The sequence below is a fragment of the Streptomyces sp. SID4985 genome, assembly GCF_009863025.1.
In the GTDB taxonomy this organism is placed as follows: Bacteria; Actinomycetota; Actinomycetes; order Streptomycetales; family Streptomycetaceae; genus Streptomyces.
Genome location: NZ_WWIR01000127.1, coordinates 1 through 14317 on the forward strand (window position 1 = coordinate 1; position 14317 = coordinate 14317).

Annotated in this window: 13 protein-coding genes; 11 read left to right on the plus strand and 2 right to left on the minus strand. The window is 70.3% G+C overall.

The annotated features are described in order from the left end of the window. The first annotated feature begins 166 nt into the window (after nt 1-166). The 8 genes from GTW40_RS04885 to pssA all read left to right on the plus strand — a co-directional run bounded on the left by GTW40_RS04885 (nt 167) and on the right by pssA (nt 9176). Nucleotides 167-1006: a TetR family transcriptional regulator gene (locus GTW40_RS04885; RefSeq protein WP_202485395.1), complete on the plus strand. Its 840-nt coding sequence runs from the start codon at nt 167-169 to the stop codon at nt 1004-1006. A 436-nt stretch (nt 1007-1442) separates the two neighbouring features. Then, nucleotides 1443-2780 (plus strand): crotonyl-CoA carboxylase/reductase, encoded by a 1338-nt coding sequence (ccrA, locus tag GTW40_RS04890; protein WP_343245617.1) that lies wholly within the window; start codon nt 1443-1445, stop codon nt 2778-2780. 18 nt (nt 2781-2798) lie between these two features. After that, nucleotides 2799-4826 (plus strand): protein meaA, encoded by a 2028-nt coding sequence (locus GTW40_RS04895; protein ID WP_161178903.1) that lies wholly within the window; start codon nt 2799-2801, stop codon nt 4824-4826. Next, nucleotides 4823-5788 (plus strand): CoA ester lyase, encoded by a 966-nt coding sequence (locus GTW40_RS04900; protein WP_161178904.1) that lies wholly within the window; start codon nt 4823-4825, stop codon nt 5786-5788. Before GTW40_RS04895 ends, GTW40_RS04900 begins: the two co-directional genes overlap by 4 nt. Before the next feature lies 1 nt (nt 5789). Then, the gene (locus tag GTW40_RS04905; protein ID WP_161178905.1) at nt 5790-6302 is read left to right on the plus strand and encodes a MaoC family dehydratase; all 513 of its coding nucleotides are present in this window, start codon (nt 5790-5792) and stop codon (nt 6300-6302) included. Nucleotides 6303-6304: 2 nt separating this feature from the next. Next, on the plus strand, nt 6305-7510 hold the full coding sequence (locus tag GTW40_RS04910) for an acyl-CoA dehydrogenase family protein (RefSeq protein ID WP_161178906.1): 1206 nt from the start codon (nt 6305-6307) through the stop codon (nt 7508-7510). Nucleotides 7511-7678: 168 nt separating this feature from the next. Continuing rightward, nucleotides 7679-8335 (plus strand): phosphatidylserine decarboxylase, encoded by a 657-nt coding sequence (locus tag GTW40_RS04915; protein WP_161178907.1) that lies wholly within the window; start codon nt 7679-7681, stop codon nt 8333-8335. Nucleotides 8336-8357: 22 nt separating this feature from the next. Then, entirely contained in the window at nt 8358-9176 is an 819-nt protein-coding gene (gene pssA, locus GTW40_RS04920) for a CDP-diacylglycerol--serine O-phosphatidyltransferase (RefSeq protein WP_161178913.1), read from the plus strand. Nucleotides 9177-9274: 98 nt separating this feature from the next. Here the strand turns inward: pssA and GTW40_RS04925 are convergent, their stop codons facing one another. Beyond that, nucleotides 9275-10423: a glycerate kinase gene (locus tag GTW40_RS04925; protein ID WP_161178908.1), complete on the minus strand. Its 1149-nt coding sequence runs from the start codon at nt 10421-10423 to the stop codon at nt 9275-9277. A gap of 215 nt (nt 10424-10638) precedes the next feature. Here GTW40_RS04925 and GTW40_RS04930 point away from each other — a divergent pair, with 215 nt between their 5' ends. Next, the gene (locus tag GTW40_RS04930) at nt 10639-11133 is read left to right on the plus strand and encodes an NUDIX hydrolase (protein ID WP_161178909.1); all 495 of its coding nucleotides are present in this window, start codon (nt 10639-10641) and stop codon (nt 11131-11133) included. A gap of 423 nt (nt 11134-11556) precedes the next feature. Here GTW40_RS04930 and GTW40_RS04935 read toward each other — a convergent pair whose 3' ends face one another. Next, entirely contained in the window at nt 11557-12513 is a 957-nt protein-coding gene (locus GTW40_RS04935) for a LysR family transcriptional regulator (RefSeq protein WP_161178910.1), read from the minus strand. A gap of 94 nt (nt 12514-12607) precedes the next feature. Here GTW40_RS04935 and GTW40_RS04940 point away from each other — a divergent pair, with 94 nt between their 5' ends. Together GTW40_RS04940 and GTW40_RS04945 are read left to right on the plus strand one after the other, a co-directional pair. Beyond that, nucleotides 12608-13765 carry a nuclear transport factor 2 family protein gene (locus GTW40_RS04940; protein WP_161178911.1) on the plus strand — a complete coding sequence of 386 codons (1158 nt, stop codon included), beginning with the start codon at nt 12608-12610 and terminating at the stop codon, nt 13763-13765. A 297-nt stretch (nt 13766-14062) separates the two neighbouring features. Continuing rightward, on the plus strand, nt 14063-14317 hold a 255-nt coding region (locus GTW40_RS04945; RefSeq protein WP_161178912.1), incomplete at its 3' end, for a hypothetical protein.

The window sequence follows — 14317 nt, forward strand, 5'->3', positions numbered from 1 at the left end:
GGGCAGGCGCGGCCGCCCGGCGGGCAGAGGCGGACGCGCGTCGCGCGGAAACGGTCGCTCCCCGGCGGCCGACTCCGCACCCGCCTCGTCGGAGGCGCCCGTCGCGGGCTCCGCTCCAACCCCCGGACCCGCGCGTGAAAGTGGCTCCATGCAGTACGTTCGGGGCATGTCCCAGCCCGCCAGGTCCTCACGTACACCAGCCACGCCCGACACTCCGGAGAGTGCCGCGGGCGGCCGCGCGGCCGCCCAGCGGCTCAGGATGCGCCGGGAGCTGGCGGCCGCCGCGATGGAACTCTTCGCGACGAAGGGGTACGAGGCGACCACCGTCGACGAGATCGCGGCCGCGGCCGGGGTCGCCCGTCGTACCTTCTTCCGCCACTTCCGTTCCAAGGAGGAGGCGATCTTCCCGGACCACGACGACACCCTGGTGCGGGCGGAGGCGGTCCTCAACGCGGCGCCCGCGCACGAGCATCCGCTCGACACGGTGTGCCGGGGCATCAAGGAAGTCATGAAGATGTACGCGGCGCAGCCGGAGATCTCGGTGGCCCGCTACCGGCTGACGCGCGAGGTGCCCACCCTGCGCGAGGCCGAGATCGCCTCCGTGGCGCGCTACGAGCGGCTGTTCACCCGCTATCTGCTCGGCCACTTCGACGAGCACGCGCACGCCGACGACGCCAACGACGACCCGCTGCTCGCCGAGGTCGCCGCGTCCGCCGTGGTCACCGCGCACAACCATGTGCTGCGGCGCTGGCTGCGGGCGGACGGCCAGGGCGACGTGGAGGCGCAGCTCGACCACGCCTTCGCGATCGTCCGCAAGACGTTCGGCACGGGCATCGGCGCCGGGCGGGGCACCTCGTCCGGGACGGCCGCCGGGACCACCGCTGGGACGGGAACCGTGCCGGCCGCGGTCTCGGCGCAGGGCGAGGTGCTGGTGACGGTCGCGCGCACCGACGCCCCGCTGGACGAGGTGATGCGGACCATCGAGGAGGCGCTGAAGGCCCGCTGAGCCCGCCTCTCCCTTCGTGACGGCCACCCCTCGGGGTGGCCGTTTTGCGTGCCCGGATTGCTCCCCCAGGGCCGTTTCCCCCAGTTTTCGGACCCCCGTTCGATCGATCATCGCTCATTTGTTAAGTGAAGATTTCATTTGAGTCCGTTTTTTGGCACTCAGTGCCTTGCCGACTGACACGCGGTGTCATACGTTGAGAGTGTCCGGGCGGCCGGCGCGCAGAGTCCCTTCGTGCGTCGGCTGTCCCCTCAGACCAAACGGTCTGTGCGCCCGGACGCCTGCGTCACAGGCACCCTCCCGCGCCACCCAGCGCTGCCGAAGCACCCCGCCGGAACCCCGGCCCACCCCTCGCACCCTCAGCAGCACTCCCGCACCACCGACGAACCGCCAGTGCCCTTCCCTCGGGGCACTCACCGCCGGAGGCACTACCGTGACCGTGAAGGACATCCTGGCCGCGATCCAGTCGCAGGACGCCACGTCCGCCGACTTCGCCGCCCTGCCGCTCCCCGACTCGTACCGCGCGATCACCGTGCACAAGGACGAGACCGAGATGTTCGCGGGCCTCGAGACCCGCGACAAGGACCCCCGCAAGTCGATCCACCTCGACGACGTCCCGCTGCCGGAACTCGGCCCGGGTGAGGCGCTGGTGGCCGTGATGGCCTCCTCCGTCAACTACAACTCGGTGTGGACCTCGATCTTCGAGCCGCTGTCCACGTTCGGGTTCCTGGAGCGCTACGGCCGCACCAACGAGCTGGCCAAGCGGCACGACCTGCCGTACCACATCATCGGCTCCGACCTCGCGGGCGTCGTCCTGCGCACCGGCCCCGGCGTCAACGCCTGGAAGCCCGGTGACGAGGTCGTCGCGCACTGCCTCTCCGTCGAGATGGAGTCCTCGGACGGCCACAACGACACGATGCTCGACCCCGAGCAGCGCATCTGGGGCTTCGAGACCAACTTCGGCGGCCTGGCGGAGATCGCGCTCGTCAAGTCCAACCAGCTGATGCCGAAGCCGGACCACCTCAGCTGGGAGGAGGCCGCCGCCCCCGGCCTGGTCAACTCCACCGCCTACCGCCAGCTCGTCTCGCGCAACGGCGCGGCGATGAAGCAGGGCGACAACGTGCTGATCTGGGGCGCGAGCGGCGGACTCGGCTCGTACGCCACCCAGTTCGCGCTGGCCGGCGGCGCCAACCCGATCTGTGTCGTCTCCAGCGACCAGAAGGCGGACATCTGCCGCTCGATGGGCGCCGAGGCGATCATCGACCGCAACGCCGAGGGCTACAGGTTCTGGAAGGACGAGCGGACCCAGGACCCCAAGGAGTGGAAGCGCTTCGGCAAGCGCATCCGCGAGCTGACCGGCGGCGAGGACATCGACATCGTCTTCGAGCACCCCGGCCGCGAGACCTTCGGCGCGAGCGTCTTCGTCACCCGCAAGGGCGGCACCATCACCACGTGCGCCTCGACCTCGGGCTACATGCACGAGTACGACAACCGCTACCTGTGGATGTCGCTCAAGCGCATCATCGGCTCCCACTTCGCCAACTACCGCGAGGCGTGGGAGGCCAACCGTCTGATCGCCAAGGGCAAGATCCACCCCACCCTGTCGAAGGTGTACTCCCTGGAGGACACCGGGCAGGCCGCGCACGACGTGCACCGCAACGCCCACCAGGGCAAGGTCGGCGTGCTGTGCCTGGCCCCCGAGGAGGGCCTGGGCGTGCGCGACCCGGAGATGCGCGCCGAGCACATCGACGCCATCAACCGCTTCCGGAACGTCTGAGAGCGGCGGAGGCCACAGATGACACAGCGCCAGAAGGACCGGCCGTGGCTCATGCGCACCTACGCCGGCCACTCCACGGCGGAGGCGTCGAACGAGCTGTACCGGCGCAACCTCGCCAAGGGCCAGACCGGTCTGTCGGTCGCCTTCGACCTGCCCACCCAGACCGGCTACGACGCCGACCACATCCTCGCCCGCGGCGAGGTCGGCCGGGTCGGCGTCCCCGTCTCGCACGTGGGTGACATGCGCAGGCTGTTCCAGGACATCCCGCTGGAGCAGATGAACACCTCGATGACGATCAACGCCACCGCCATGTGGCTGCTGGCGCTCTACCAGGTCGTCGCCGAGGAGCAGGGCGCGGACATCACCCGGCTCCAGGGCACCACCCAGAACGACATCGTCAAGGAGTACCTCTCGCGCGGGACGCACGTCTTCCCGCCGGGGCCCTCGCTCCGGCTGACGACCGACATGATCGCGTACACGGTGTCCCACCTCCCCAAGTGGAACCCGATCAACATCTGCAGCTACCACCTCCAGGAGGCCGGCGCCACGCCGGTCCAGGAGATCGCGTACGCCATGTCCACCGCGATCGCGGTCCTGGACGCCGTGCGCGACTCCGGCCAGGTGCCGCAGGAGCGCATGGGCGACGTGGTCGCGCGCATCTCCTTCTTCGTCAACGCGGGCGTCCGCTTCGTCGAGGAGATGTGCAAGATGCGCGCCTTCGGCCGCATCTGGGACCAGGTCACCCGCGAGCGGTACGGCATCGAGAACCCCAAGCAGCGCCGCTTCCGCTACGGCGTCCAGGTCAACTCCCTGGGCCTGACGGAGGCGCAGCCGGAGAACAACGTCCAGCGGATCGTCCTGGAGATGCTGGCGGTGACGTTGTCGAAGGACGCCCGCGCGCGTGCCGTGCAGCTGCCCGCCTGGAACGAGGCGCTGGGCCTGCCCCGTCCCTGGGACCAGCAGTGGTCGCTGCGCATCCAGCAGGTGCTGGCGCACGAGAGCGACTTGCTGGAGTACGAGGACATCTTCGCGGGCTCGCACGTCATCGAGGCGAAGGTGGCCGCGCTGGTCGACGAGTCCTTCGCGGAGATGGCCCGGATCGAGGAGATGGGCGGCGCGATGGCCGCCGTCGAATCGGGCTATCTCAAGGCCCAGTTGGTGGCCTCGCACGCCGAGCGGCGGGCGCGGATCGAGTCCGGCGACGAGAAGATCATCGGCGTCAACATCTTCGAGACGACCGAGCCGAACCCGCTCACCGCCGACCTGGACACCGCGATCCAGACGGTCGACCCGGCCGTCGAGAACCGGGTGATCACCGCGCTCCAAAACTGGCGCGACACCCGCTACCAGCCGCCCTTCAACCACCCGCGCCCCTGCAAGGCGCTGGAGCGGCTGAAGGAGGCCGCCAAGGGCACCGAGAACCTGATGGAGGCCACGCTGGAGTGCGCCCGCGCCGGGGTCACGACCGGCGAGTGGGCGGGGGCGCTGCGCGAGGTGTTCGGGGAGTACCGGGCGCCCACCGGCGTCTCCTCCGCCCCCGTGGCCGTACCGGCCGAGGCGGGCTCCCCGATGGCCGAGGTGCGCGCCCGGGTGGACGCCACCGCACGCGACCTGGGCGTGGGCAAGCTGCGCTTCCTGGTCGGCAAGCCGGGCCTTGACGGGCACTCCAACGGCGCCGAGCAGATAGCCGTACGCGCCCGTGACGCCGGGTTCGAGGTGGTCTACCAGGGCATCCGGCTGACCCCGGAACAGATCGTGGACGCGGCCCTCGCGGAGGACGTGCACGCGGTCGGCCTGTCCATCCTGTCCGGCTCGCACGCCCAGCTGGTGCCGGACGTCCTGGAGCGGCTGCGCGAGGCCGGCGCGCACGACATCCCCGTGATCGCGGGCGGCATCATCCCGAACGCCGACGCCGAACAGCTGAAGTCCGCCGGTGTGGCCGCCGTGTTCACCCCGAAGGACTTCGACATCACGGGAATCATCGGCCGTATCGTCGACGAGATCCGCACAGCGAACAAGCTCGACCCCCTGGAGGTCCCCGCATGACGTCCCCTGTCAACCGCCTGCGTCCGCGCCGCTCCTGTCTCGCGGTGCCGGGAAGCAACCCGCGCTTCCTGGAGAAGGCGCAGGGTCTCCCGGCCGACCAGGTCTTCCTGGACCTGGAGGACGCGTGCGCGCCGCTCGCCAAGCCCGAGGCGCGGCACACCATCGTCAAGTTCCTCAACGAGGGCGACTGGACGGGCAAGACGCGCGTCGTGCGGGTCAACGACTGGACGACCGAGTGGACGTACCGGGACGTCGTGACGGTGGTCGAGGGCGCGGGCCCGAACCTCGACTGCATCATGCTGCCCAAGGTGCAGAACGCCGAGCAGGTGGTCGCGCTCGACCTGCTGCTCACCCAGATCGAGAAGACCATGGGCTTCGAGGTCGGCCGCATCGGCATCGAGGCGCAGATCGAGAACGCGCAGGGCCTGAACAACGTCAACGCGATCGCCCAGGCGTCCCCGCGCCTGGAGACGATCATCTTCGGCCCGGCCGACTTCATGGCCTCCATCAACATGAAGTCGCTCGTCGTGGGCGAGCAGCCGCCCGGCTACCCGGCGGACGCCTACCACTTCATCCTGATGAAGATCCTGATGGCCGCCCGCGCCAACGACCTCCAGGCGATCGACGGCCCCTACCTCCAGATCCGCAACGTCGACGGCTACCGCGAGGTCGCCCGGCGCGCCGCCGCGCTCGGCTTCGACGGCAAGTGGGTGCTGCACCCGGGCCAGGTCGAGGCGTCCAACGAGATCTTCTCGCCCTCGCAGGAGGACTACGACCACGCCGAGCTGATCCTCGACGCGTACGAGTACTGCACCTCCGAGGCGGGCGGCAGGAAGGGCTCGGCGATGCTCGGCGACGAGATGATCGACGAGGCCAGCCGCAAGATGGCCCTGGTCATCGCGGGCAAGGGGCGTGCGGCCGGAATGCGGCGGACCAGCAAGTTCGAGATTCCGGAGGCGTGAGATGCAGTTCGGGCGCACCTACGAGGAGTTCGAGGTCGGGGCGACGTACAAGCACTGGCCCGGCAAGACGGTCACGGAGTACGACGACCACCTGTTCTGTCTCCTCACGATGAACCACCACCCGCTCCACATGGACGCCAACTACGCCGAGAACACGACGGACTTCGGCAAGAACGTGGTGGTCGGGAACTACATCTACTCCCTCCTGCTCGGCATGTCCGTGCCGGACGTCTCCGGCAAGGCGATCGCCAACCTGGAGATCGAGTCGCTGAAGCACGTGGCGCCGACCTTCCACGGCGACACGATCTACGGCGAGACGACCGTGCTCGACAAGTGGCCGTCGAAGTCGAAGAACGACCGCGGGATCGTGCACGTGGAGACCAAGGGCTACAAGCAGGACGGCACCCTGGTGTGCGTCTTCCGCCGCAAGGTCATGGTGCCGACCGAGACGTACATCAAGGAGCGCGGCGGAGAGCAGCCGGGCCGTCCGGAACTCAAGGAGCAGGAGAAGTAGGCATGGCCCGACTCGCCCAGACAGCCGGTCTGACGGACATCCAGCGGGAGATCCTCTCCACCGTCCGCGACTTCGTGGACAAGGAGATCATCCCGGTCGCCACCGAGCTGGAGCACCGCGACGAGTACCCGCAAGCGATCGTGGACGGCCTCAAGGAACTCGGCCTGTTCGGCCTGATGATCCCCGAGGAGTACGGCGGCCTGGGCGAGTCCCTCCTCACCTACGCCCTGTGCGTGGAGGAGATCGCCCGGGGCTGGATGTCGGTGTCCGGCATCATCAACACGCACTTCATCGTGGCGTACATGCTCAAGCAGCACGGCACGGAGGAGCAGAAGTCCTACTACCTGCCGAAGATGGCCCTCGGTGACATCCGGGGCGCCTTCTCGATGTCGGAGCCCGCGCTGGGCTCGGACGTGTCGGCCATCACGTCGAAGGCGGTGAAGGACGGCGAGGAGTACGTCCTGAACGGCCAGAAGATGTGGCTGACGAACGGCGGCACGTCGTCCCTGGTGGCCGTACTGGTCCGCAGTGACGAGGGTCACCCCGAGGGCACGGCCCCGCACAAGTCGATGACGACCTTCCTGGTGGAGAAGGAGCCCGGCTTCGGCGAGGTCCGCCCCGGCCTCACGATCCCCGGCAAGATCGACAAGATGGGCTACAAGGGCGTCGACACCACCGAGCTGATCATGGACGGCCTGCGCATCCCCGCAGACCGCGTGCTCGGCGGCGTCACCGGCCGGGGTTTTTACCAAATGATGGACGGCGTGGAGGTCGGCCGCGTCAACGTGGCGGCGCGTGGCTGCGGTGTCGCGCAGCGCGCCTTCGAGCTGGGCGTCCAGTACGCGCAGCAGCGGCACACCTTCGGCAAGCCGATCGCCCAGCACCAGGCCATCCAGTTCAAGCTGGCCGAGATGGCCACCAAGGTCGAGGCCGCCCATGCGATGATGGTGAACGCCGCACGCAAAAAGGACTCCGGGGAGCGAAACGACCTGGAGGCCGGGATGGCGAAGTACCTCGCCTCGGAGTACTGCAAGGAAGTGGTGGAGGACGCCTTCCGCATCCACGGCGGCTACGGCTTCTCCAAGGAGTACGAGATCGAGCGCCTGTACCGCGAAGCGCCCATGCTGCTCATCGGCGAAGGCACCGCCGAGATCCAGAAAATGATCATCGGTCGCAGACTGCTCGAAGAGTACCGATTCCAGGGCTGATTGTCCGGGGACGGGGTGTTTTCTTCGTAGGGAAGATCACACCCCGTCGACGGTCTTCGGCCGTCGACTCGGCTTCCTGGCTTGCCCAGTTGCGGCCCGCTCCCGGTACGATCCCGGAAAGCCGCCGTCCCCCGTCAAGCGCGGCATCATCCGCTACGAAGGTCATCCATGCCCCACAGCCAAACCTCTGCACCTCGCGACAGCCTGGCCGGCGTACGCCTCGCGCGCGGAGCATCGCCGTGGCTCCTCCCGACCGTCGCCACCGCAGCCCTCAGCCTGGCCCGCGCCCGCCGCTCGGGCGTCGCCAAGGCCGTCGCCGTTCCCGCCACCGCGCTCGCGGCGGGGATGCTGTGGTTCTTCCGCGACCCCGAGCGCGAGATCGCCACGGGCCGGGTCATCTCTCCCGCCGACGGTGTGGTGCAGAGCATCATGCCGTGGAAGGACGGACGCACCCGCGTCGCGATCTTCATGAGCCCGCTCAACGTCCACGTCAACCGGGCGCCCCTGGCGGGCACCGTGACGTCGGTCGAGCACATCCCCGGCGGCTTTGTTCCGGCTTTCAACAAGGAGAGCGAGAACAACGAGCGCGTAGTCTGGCATTTCGACACCGAACTCGGCGACATCGAGATGATCCAGATCGCGGGCGCGGTGGCTCGTCGTATCGTGCCGTACCTCCCCGAGGGGACGAAGGTCGAGCAGGGCGAGCGCATCGGTCTGATCCGCTTCGGCTCGCGTGTCGACCTCTACCTGCCCGAGGGCGTGGAGGTCGCGGTCGAGGTCGGGCAGAAGACCGTGGCAGGGGTGACTCGCATTGACCGTGATTGATCCGGAGACACAAGCGGGCTGGGTGCCCGAGGCCGACGCGGCCGACGACGAAGAGGAGATGCCTCTCTCTCTGCGCCTGTCGATAGCGGACACGCTCACGCTCGGCAACGCGACCTGCGGGTTCATGGCGGTGTACTTCACCACCACCGGCATCCTCATCCCGCACCTCACCGGCAGCCAGGAATCCGGCATGGCCCGCCACAGCGCGGCCACGGCGGTCATCCTGATGCTCTGCGCGGCGGTCTTCGACCTCTTCGACGGCCTGGTGGCGCGCAAGCTGCGCTCCTCGCCGATGGGCGCGGAGCTGGACAACCTCTCCGACCTCATCAGCTTCGGTCTGGCGCCCGCGTACTTCGTCCTGGTCTACGGCATGGTCGCGGACGACGCCCACCAGCGGGTGGCGGCTCTGGGCGCGATCGTGGTGCTGCTGGCGGTGGTGCTGAGACTGGCGCGCTTCAGCTGCGTGACGATGAAGGACGGCATGTTCCAGGGGATGCCGTCGCCGTTCGGCGCCCTGACCGTCGTCTCGATCGTGCTCCTGGAGCTGCCCTTCGTGGCGACGCTCCTGGCCATCGTGGGCACCGCCTGGCTGATGGTGAGCCGGGTCGAGTACCCGAAGCCGCGCGGCCGCCTCGCCGGCGCCGTGCTCGGCTGGATCGTCCTCTCCATGGGCCTCCTGGCCGCCTGGGCCTTCGACGCCCCGGGCGGACAGCTCCTCCTCCAGACGGGCTGCGCGCTCCAGCTGGTGATGGGCGCGGTGATCCCCCTGTTCGCCACGGCCCGCCGGGTGAACAACTTCCGCGACAATCGGCGGGAGGCGCGGGCGGCGCAGCTGCCGTAGCGCTCCGCTGGGTTCGGCGGTGTGTGAGCTGGGTTCAGCAAGGTGTGATTCGAGGGCCCCGACCTGTGAGAGGTCGGGGCCCCCGGCGTTTCCCCGGCTCAGGTCAGGTGTTCCTCGGCCAGGTGGGCTGCCAGGCGTTCCAGGAGGGGGCCTGCCTGGGCTCGGCAGACGGACTCGTCGGGTTCGAGGGAGGTCAGGGGGTAGGCGTGGGTGATGCCCGCGTTCCGGAGGGCGGCGGGGGGCAGGGTCAGGCGGCCGCAGACCGCGACTACCTGCTTACCGGCGGCTCGGGCCGCTGCGGCGACTCCGGCCGGGGCCTTGCCGTGGAGGGTCTGGTCGTCCAGGGAGCCCTCGCCGGTGATGACGAGGTCGGCGCGCTCCAGGGCGGCCGCGAAGCCGAGGGTGTCCAGGACGACCTCGATGCCGGGCCGGAACCGGGCGCCGAGGAGGAGAGCGGCGTAGCCGAGGCCACCGGCCGCACCGGCGCCGGGGAACGTAGCCAGGTCTCCCGCGCGCGGGACAGTGGCGGCCAGGACGGTCACGTAGTGGGCGAGGGCGGCGTCGAGGAGGGTCACGTCCGCCGGGGAGGCGCCCTTCTGCGGGCCGTACACGGCTGCGGCGCCCTGCGGCCCGGTCAGCGGGTTGTCGACATCACCGGCGAGCACCAGGTCCACGGAGGCGAGGCGGGGATCGAGCCCGGACAGGTCAGCGCGGGCGAGGTCCGCGAGCGCGCCGCCACCGGGGGCCACCGGCTTCCCGTCGCCGTCCAGGAGCCGCGCCCCGAGCGCCGCCAGCATCCCGGCCCCGCCGTCCGTCGTGGCACTGCCGCCGACGCCGAACACCACGGTCCGCGCCCCTGCGTCCAGCGCGGCCCGCAGAAGCTCCCCCGAGCCGTACGTGGAGGCGGTGAGCGGCGCCCGTACGCCCTCCGGCAGCAGCCGCAGCCCACTAGCCTCGGCCATCTCCACGACGGCGGTGTCCCCACACACCGCGAAGGCGGCGCACACCGGCTCCCCCAGCGGCCCGGCGACCCGCACCTCACGCCGCTCGAACCCGGCGGCAAGCGCCGCGTCCACGGTGCCGTCCCCGCCGTCGGCGACGGGCAGCGCCTCGACCACCACGTCCGGAACGACCTTCCGCAGCCCGGCCGCGACCCGCACGGCGACCTCCGCGGCCGTCAACGACCCCTTGAACTTGTCGGCAGCGACCAGCACCCGCCGCCCCCGCCCCGTACCGTCCGTCACCACATACCCCTTCCCATCCGGACCAACGCTCGCCGGTGCGACCCTAAGGGTTGCCATCGGACTCCCGCCCAGGGTGCGATGCCGGACAGGCCCCACGCAGCGTGCCCAGGGACACCGAACATGCATCGCGTCCCCCGGCGCCGAGCCACTCGCCCACGCGCCGGAGATGCCACGGCGCCCCCTGTGCCCGCCACCCCACCCCTGGCTACGCTGCCAGGATGACCACCTCGAACGACTTCGCCACGTACATCGCAGGTCTCCCCCGCGTCCTCGCCGCAGCCGCGTGTCTCTTCCGGGACGCGGAGGGGCGGGTGCTGCTCGTCGAGCCGAATTACCGGCCGGGGTGGGGGCTGCCGGGTGGGACGATCGAGTCGGACCACGGCGAGACGCCCCGGCAGGGGGCCCGGCGCGAGACGCTGGAGGAGATCGGGCTGGACCGGGAGCCCGGGCGGCTGCTCACCGTGGACTGGGTGCCGGGGCCGGACCGGCCGCCGCTGGTGGCCTACCTCTACGACGGCGGCGTACTGAGCGAGGCCGAGCTGAAGTCGATCCGCCTCCAGGAGGAGGAGCTGCTGTCCTGGCGCCTGGTCCCGCGCGCCGACCTCCCGGACTACCTCCCCTCGCCCCTCTCCGACCGCATCCTGACCGCCCTGGACGTCCTGGCGGAGGGCACGGGCCCGGCGGAGCTGGAGAACGGCCTCCGGGTACTCTGAGCGCCGGGTCGGCCCGGTCACGAGCATCTCGTTGGCCGCGCTGGTGCCGTACCGCAGACGATCACCGGCGTGCCTGCTCGCCGTCTTCGTCGAGTGGTTGTGGAGCGGGGTGTGGACGGGCTCCCTCGGGGTCGTGGTGTTCGCCTGCGTGGGGGCTTTCACGTCGAGCGGGATCTTCCCGAGTACCTGGGCCGCCGCGGCGCAGTGGAAGAGCGCCCCGCGTGTGCGGGCGATGGCGGCAAGGTCGGCCGCGCAGGTGCCCACCGGCAGGCCGAGCCGGGCGAGTTCCTCCAGGGCGAGGGCGGGGGTGTCCAGGATCAGGCCGACGCGCATCTGTGGGTAGGCCGTCGGCTTGCCTGCCGCTTTGCCGGGGCGGCGGCGGTGCGCGGCGACGGCGAACGTGGCGCTGTGGCCGAAGGTGCCTCACGTCTGGCAGTCGGGAAGGGCAGGGTGGGCAGCTGTACCACTCAGCCGGTGAGCGGCGTGGGCAGGACGGACCGAGGCGAAGGCTGCGGTGAGCTGGTCGAGCAGGGACGCTGCGCAGGGGTGGGGGTCGCGACATGGCGTGATCGTGTAGACGCCGCGGGTCGGGGGACCGACGAGACCCACCGTGGTGACGTCGGTCCGCAGTGCGCGCGTCAGCACCCCGGGGATCAGAGCGATGGCGTGGCCGGTTGCGACCAGGGCCAGTTTGCCGGGCAGATCCGCCGCGGTGAGGTCGATGCGGGCGCTGACTCCGGCGCGGGCTGCGTGCTGGTGCAGGAGAGCCGCTGAACCGTCGTTGTCCTCGGCCCAGGTCTGGTCAGCCAATGTCCGTATGTGCACGGGGCCGCGCCCGGCCAACGGATGGTCGACGGGCAGCGCGACGACCATCTCGTCCAGCCCGAGGAACCGGCGTTCGACCCGCGTGTCATGGGGCAGGCCCGGCGGTGCGTCGGTGACGACGGCGATGTCGAGATCGCCGGTGATGACACGCTGGTGCAGCTGTGCGCTCAGACCGGGAAGCAGACTCCATCGGATGGAACCGGCCTGCCGCAGCAGGGCCCGGACGGCCTCAGGGACGATCCCTGCGGCGAGAGAGGGTGTCGCACCGACGGTCAGTGGCCGGTTGAACGCCCCGTCGCCTGCCTCTCGTGCCGCGCGTACGGCACGGTCGGCCTCGTTGAGCGTGCTCAGAGCGTGGTGGCGGAACACCTCGCCGGCAGGGGTCGGACGCACACCGCGCGCGTGCCGCTCGATGAGAGGCACGCCGAGTTGCCGCTCCAGCCCGGCGATCTGCCGGGAGACGGCCGACTGCGTGTGATGGAGCTCGGCGGCCGCCGCCGACAGCGACCCGAGTCGGCACACGGTCACGAAGGTCTGCCACACCGTCAGTTCCATGGCGCCAGTATGGCGGTCGATATGCGGGCTCCGCAGAGCTGGCCTGCACAATGTGCGCTTGTCGCAGCCCTTGCGCTGCACCACCCTGGCACGCATGACCACACCGCACACGATCGCGGTCCTCGGCCTCGGGCGCATGGGCGAGGCGATCGCGACACGACTGGCCACCCAGGGCTGGGACGTCCTCGGCTGGACACGCTCCGGGCACACCTCAGGCGCCGTCAAGACGACTGGTGATCCGAATGACGCCGTGGCGAAGGCCGACCTCGTGCTTCTGGCACTGTTCGACGGCCCCGCCTGCCGGCAGGTCCTCGACGACGTCCGTGACTCCTTGCGTGCGGGGGCGATGGTGCTGAACACCGGCACCATCGCCCCCGCCGAAGCCTCGGCCCTGGCCCGGCAACTCGGCCCGGCCTATATCCACGCGCCCGTGCTCGGTTCCGTACCGGCTGCCACTGCCGGAGCGCTCCAGATCCTTGCCGCCGCCGACCAGGACGCGCTTGACCGAGTCCGACCGGTGCTGGAAGCGCTGGGCACCGTGCGGTCTGTCGATGACGCTCCCACCGCCGCTGCCCTCAAGCTGATCGCCAACCACAGCCTCGCCGGCGCCGTCCTCGCGCTGCGCGACTCACTGCGGCAGGCCGACGCCCTCGACCTGCCCCGGGCTCAGGTGCTGGACGTCCTCGAACTCGGCTGGCTCGGCGGGCTCGTTGCCCGCAAACGACCCTTTCTCACCGACCAACCCGGCGCTGTCACGGCTGAATTCACCATCGGCGCGCTGGCCAAGGACATGTCTCTGCTGGCCGCCGCGTCCAACGCCCCCTTGCGCAGCGCAGCCGGCCTGCCCAACGACCCAGCCGACTCCGAAGCCGACATCGCCCTCGCCGCCACCGCCCCCGCCGCAGCGGACGCCGTACTCGAACCACTCCGCGCCTACATCCGCGGACACGCCACCGGCGACTCCACCCACTTCCGGGACGCGTTCCTTCCCGCCGCCCACATCGAGGGAATCCGCGACGGCGCATTCGTCTCCTGGTCCTTGGACGAGTACTGCACCCTCTTCCAGGGCCGACCGGCCCCGGACGAGCCGACCCGCTCCCGCCGCATCGACGCCCTCGACGTCCACGGCACCGTCGCGACCGCGACCATGACGCTCTCGCACGGCGCCGACACGTTCACCGACATCTTCCTGCTGGTCCACGCCGACGACGGCTGGCGCATCGCCAACAAGGCGTATCACCGCCACCCCTGAGGAGACGGGGAACGATCACGGAGTGCGGCGCACACAGCCTCGGCCCGACTCGGCGCGCTGGGACAGACGGTGGTGGCGTTGCGTCGCCTGGGCGGCCCTGTCGGCTTTGCGTATGGCTTCGTGCGACTGTTACCTGGCTGCTCGGCCGGGGACTTGGGTCGGCTGGCACTAGTAGTCGCCCCGAGGCCCTAAGCCAGGAGGCAGCGAGGAACCATGCACCACGGGGAGCATGATGAGCCAGTCACTCCGGCGCGCCACCGCGCTCAAACCAACTGCGGTCGCGCGACGGGGATCGCATTGGATACGCGATCACTCCACTACGACGACCGCGGCGCCCTCCGCCTGGTCTTCGCCGTGCCGCTGATCCTGCTCACCCTTGTCGCCGCGTACTTCTGCTGGACGGCCCTGACCATCCGCCCGTCGGGCTCGTGGGACGACGACGCGTACGTCGGCATCGTGCTGTCCTGCGTCCTGGCCATCGGGGCTGCCGGTGCGGCGACGGGCCTGTGGCTGCTGCCGTCGGTGCGGCGGGTCATGGGGTGGGGGTGGGTG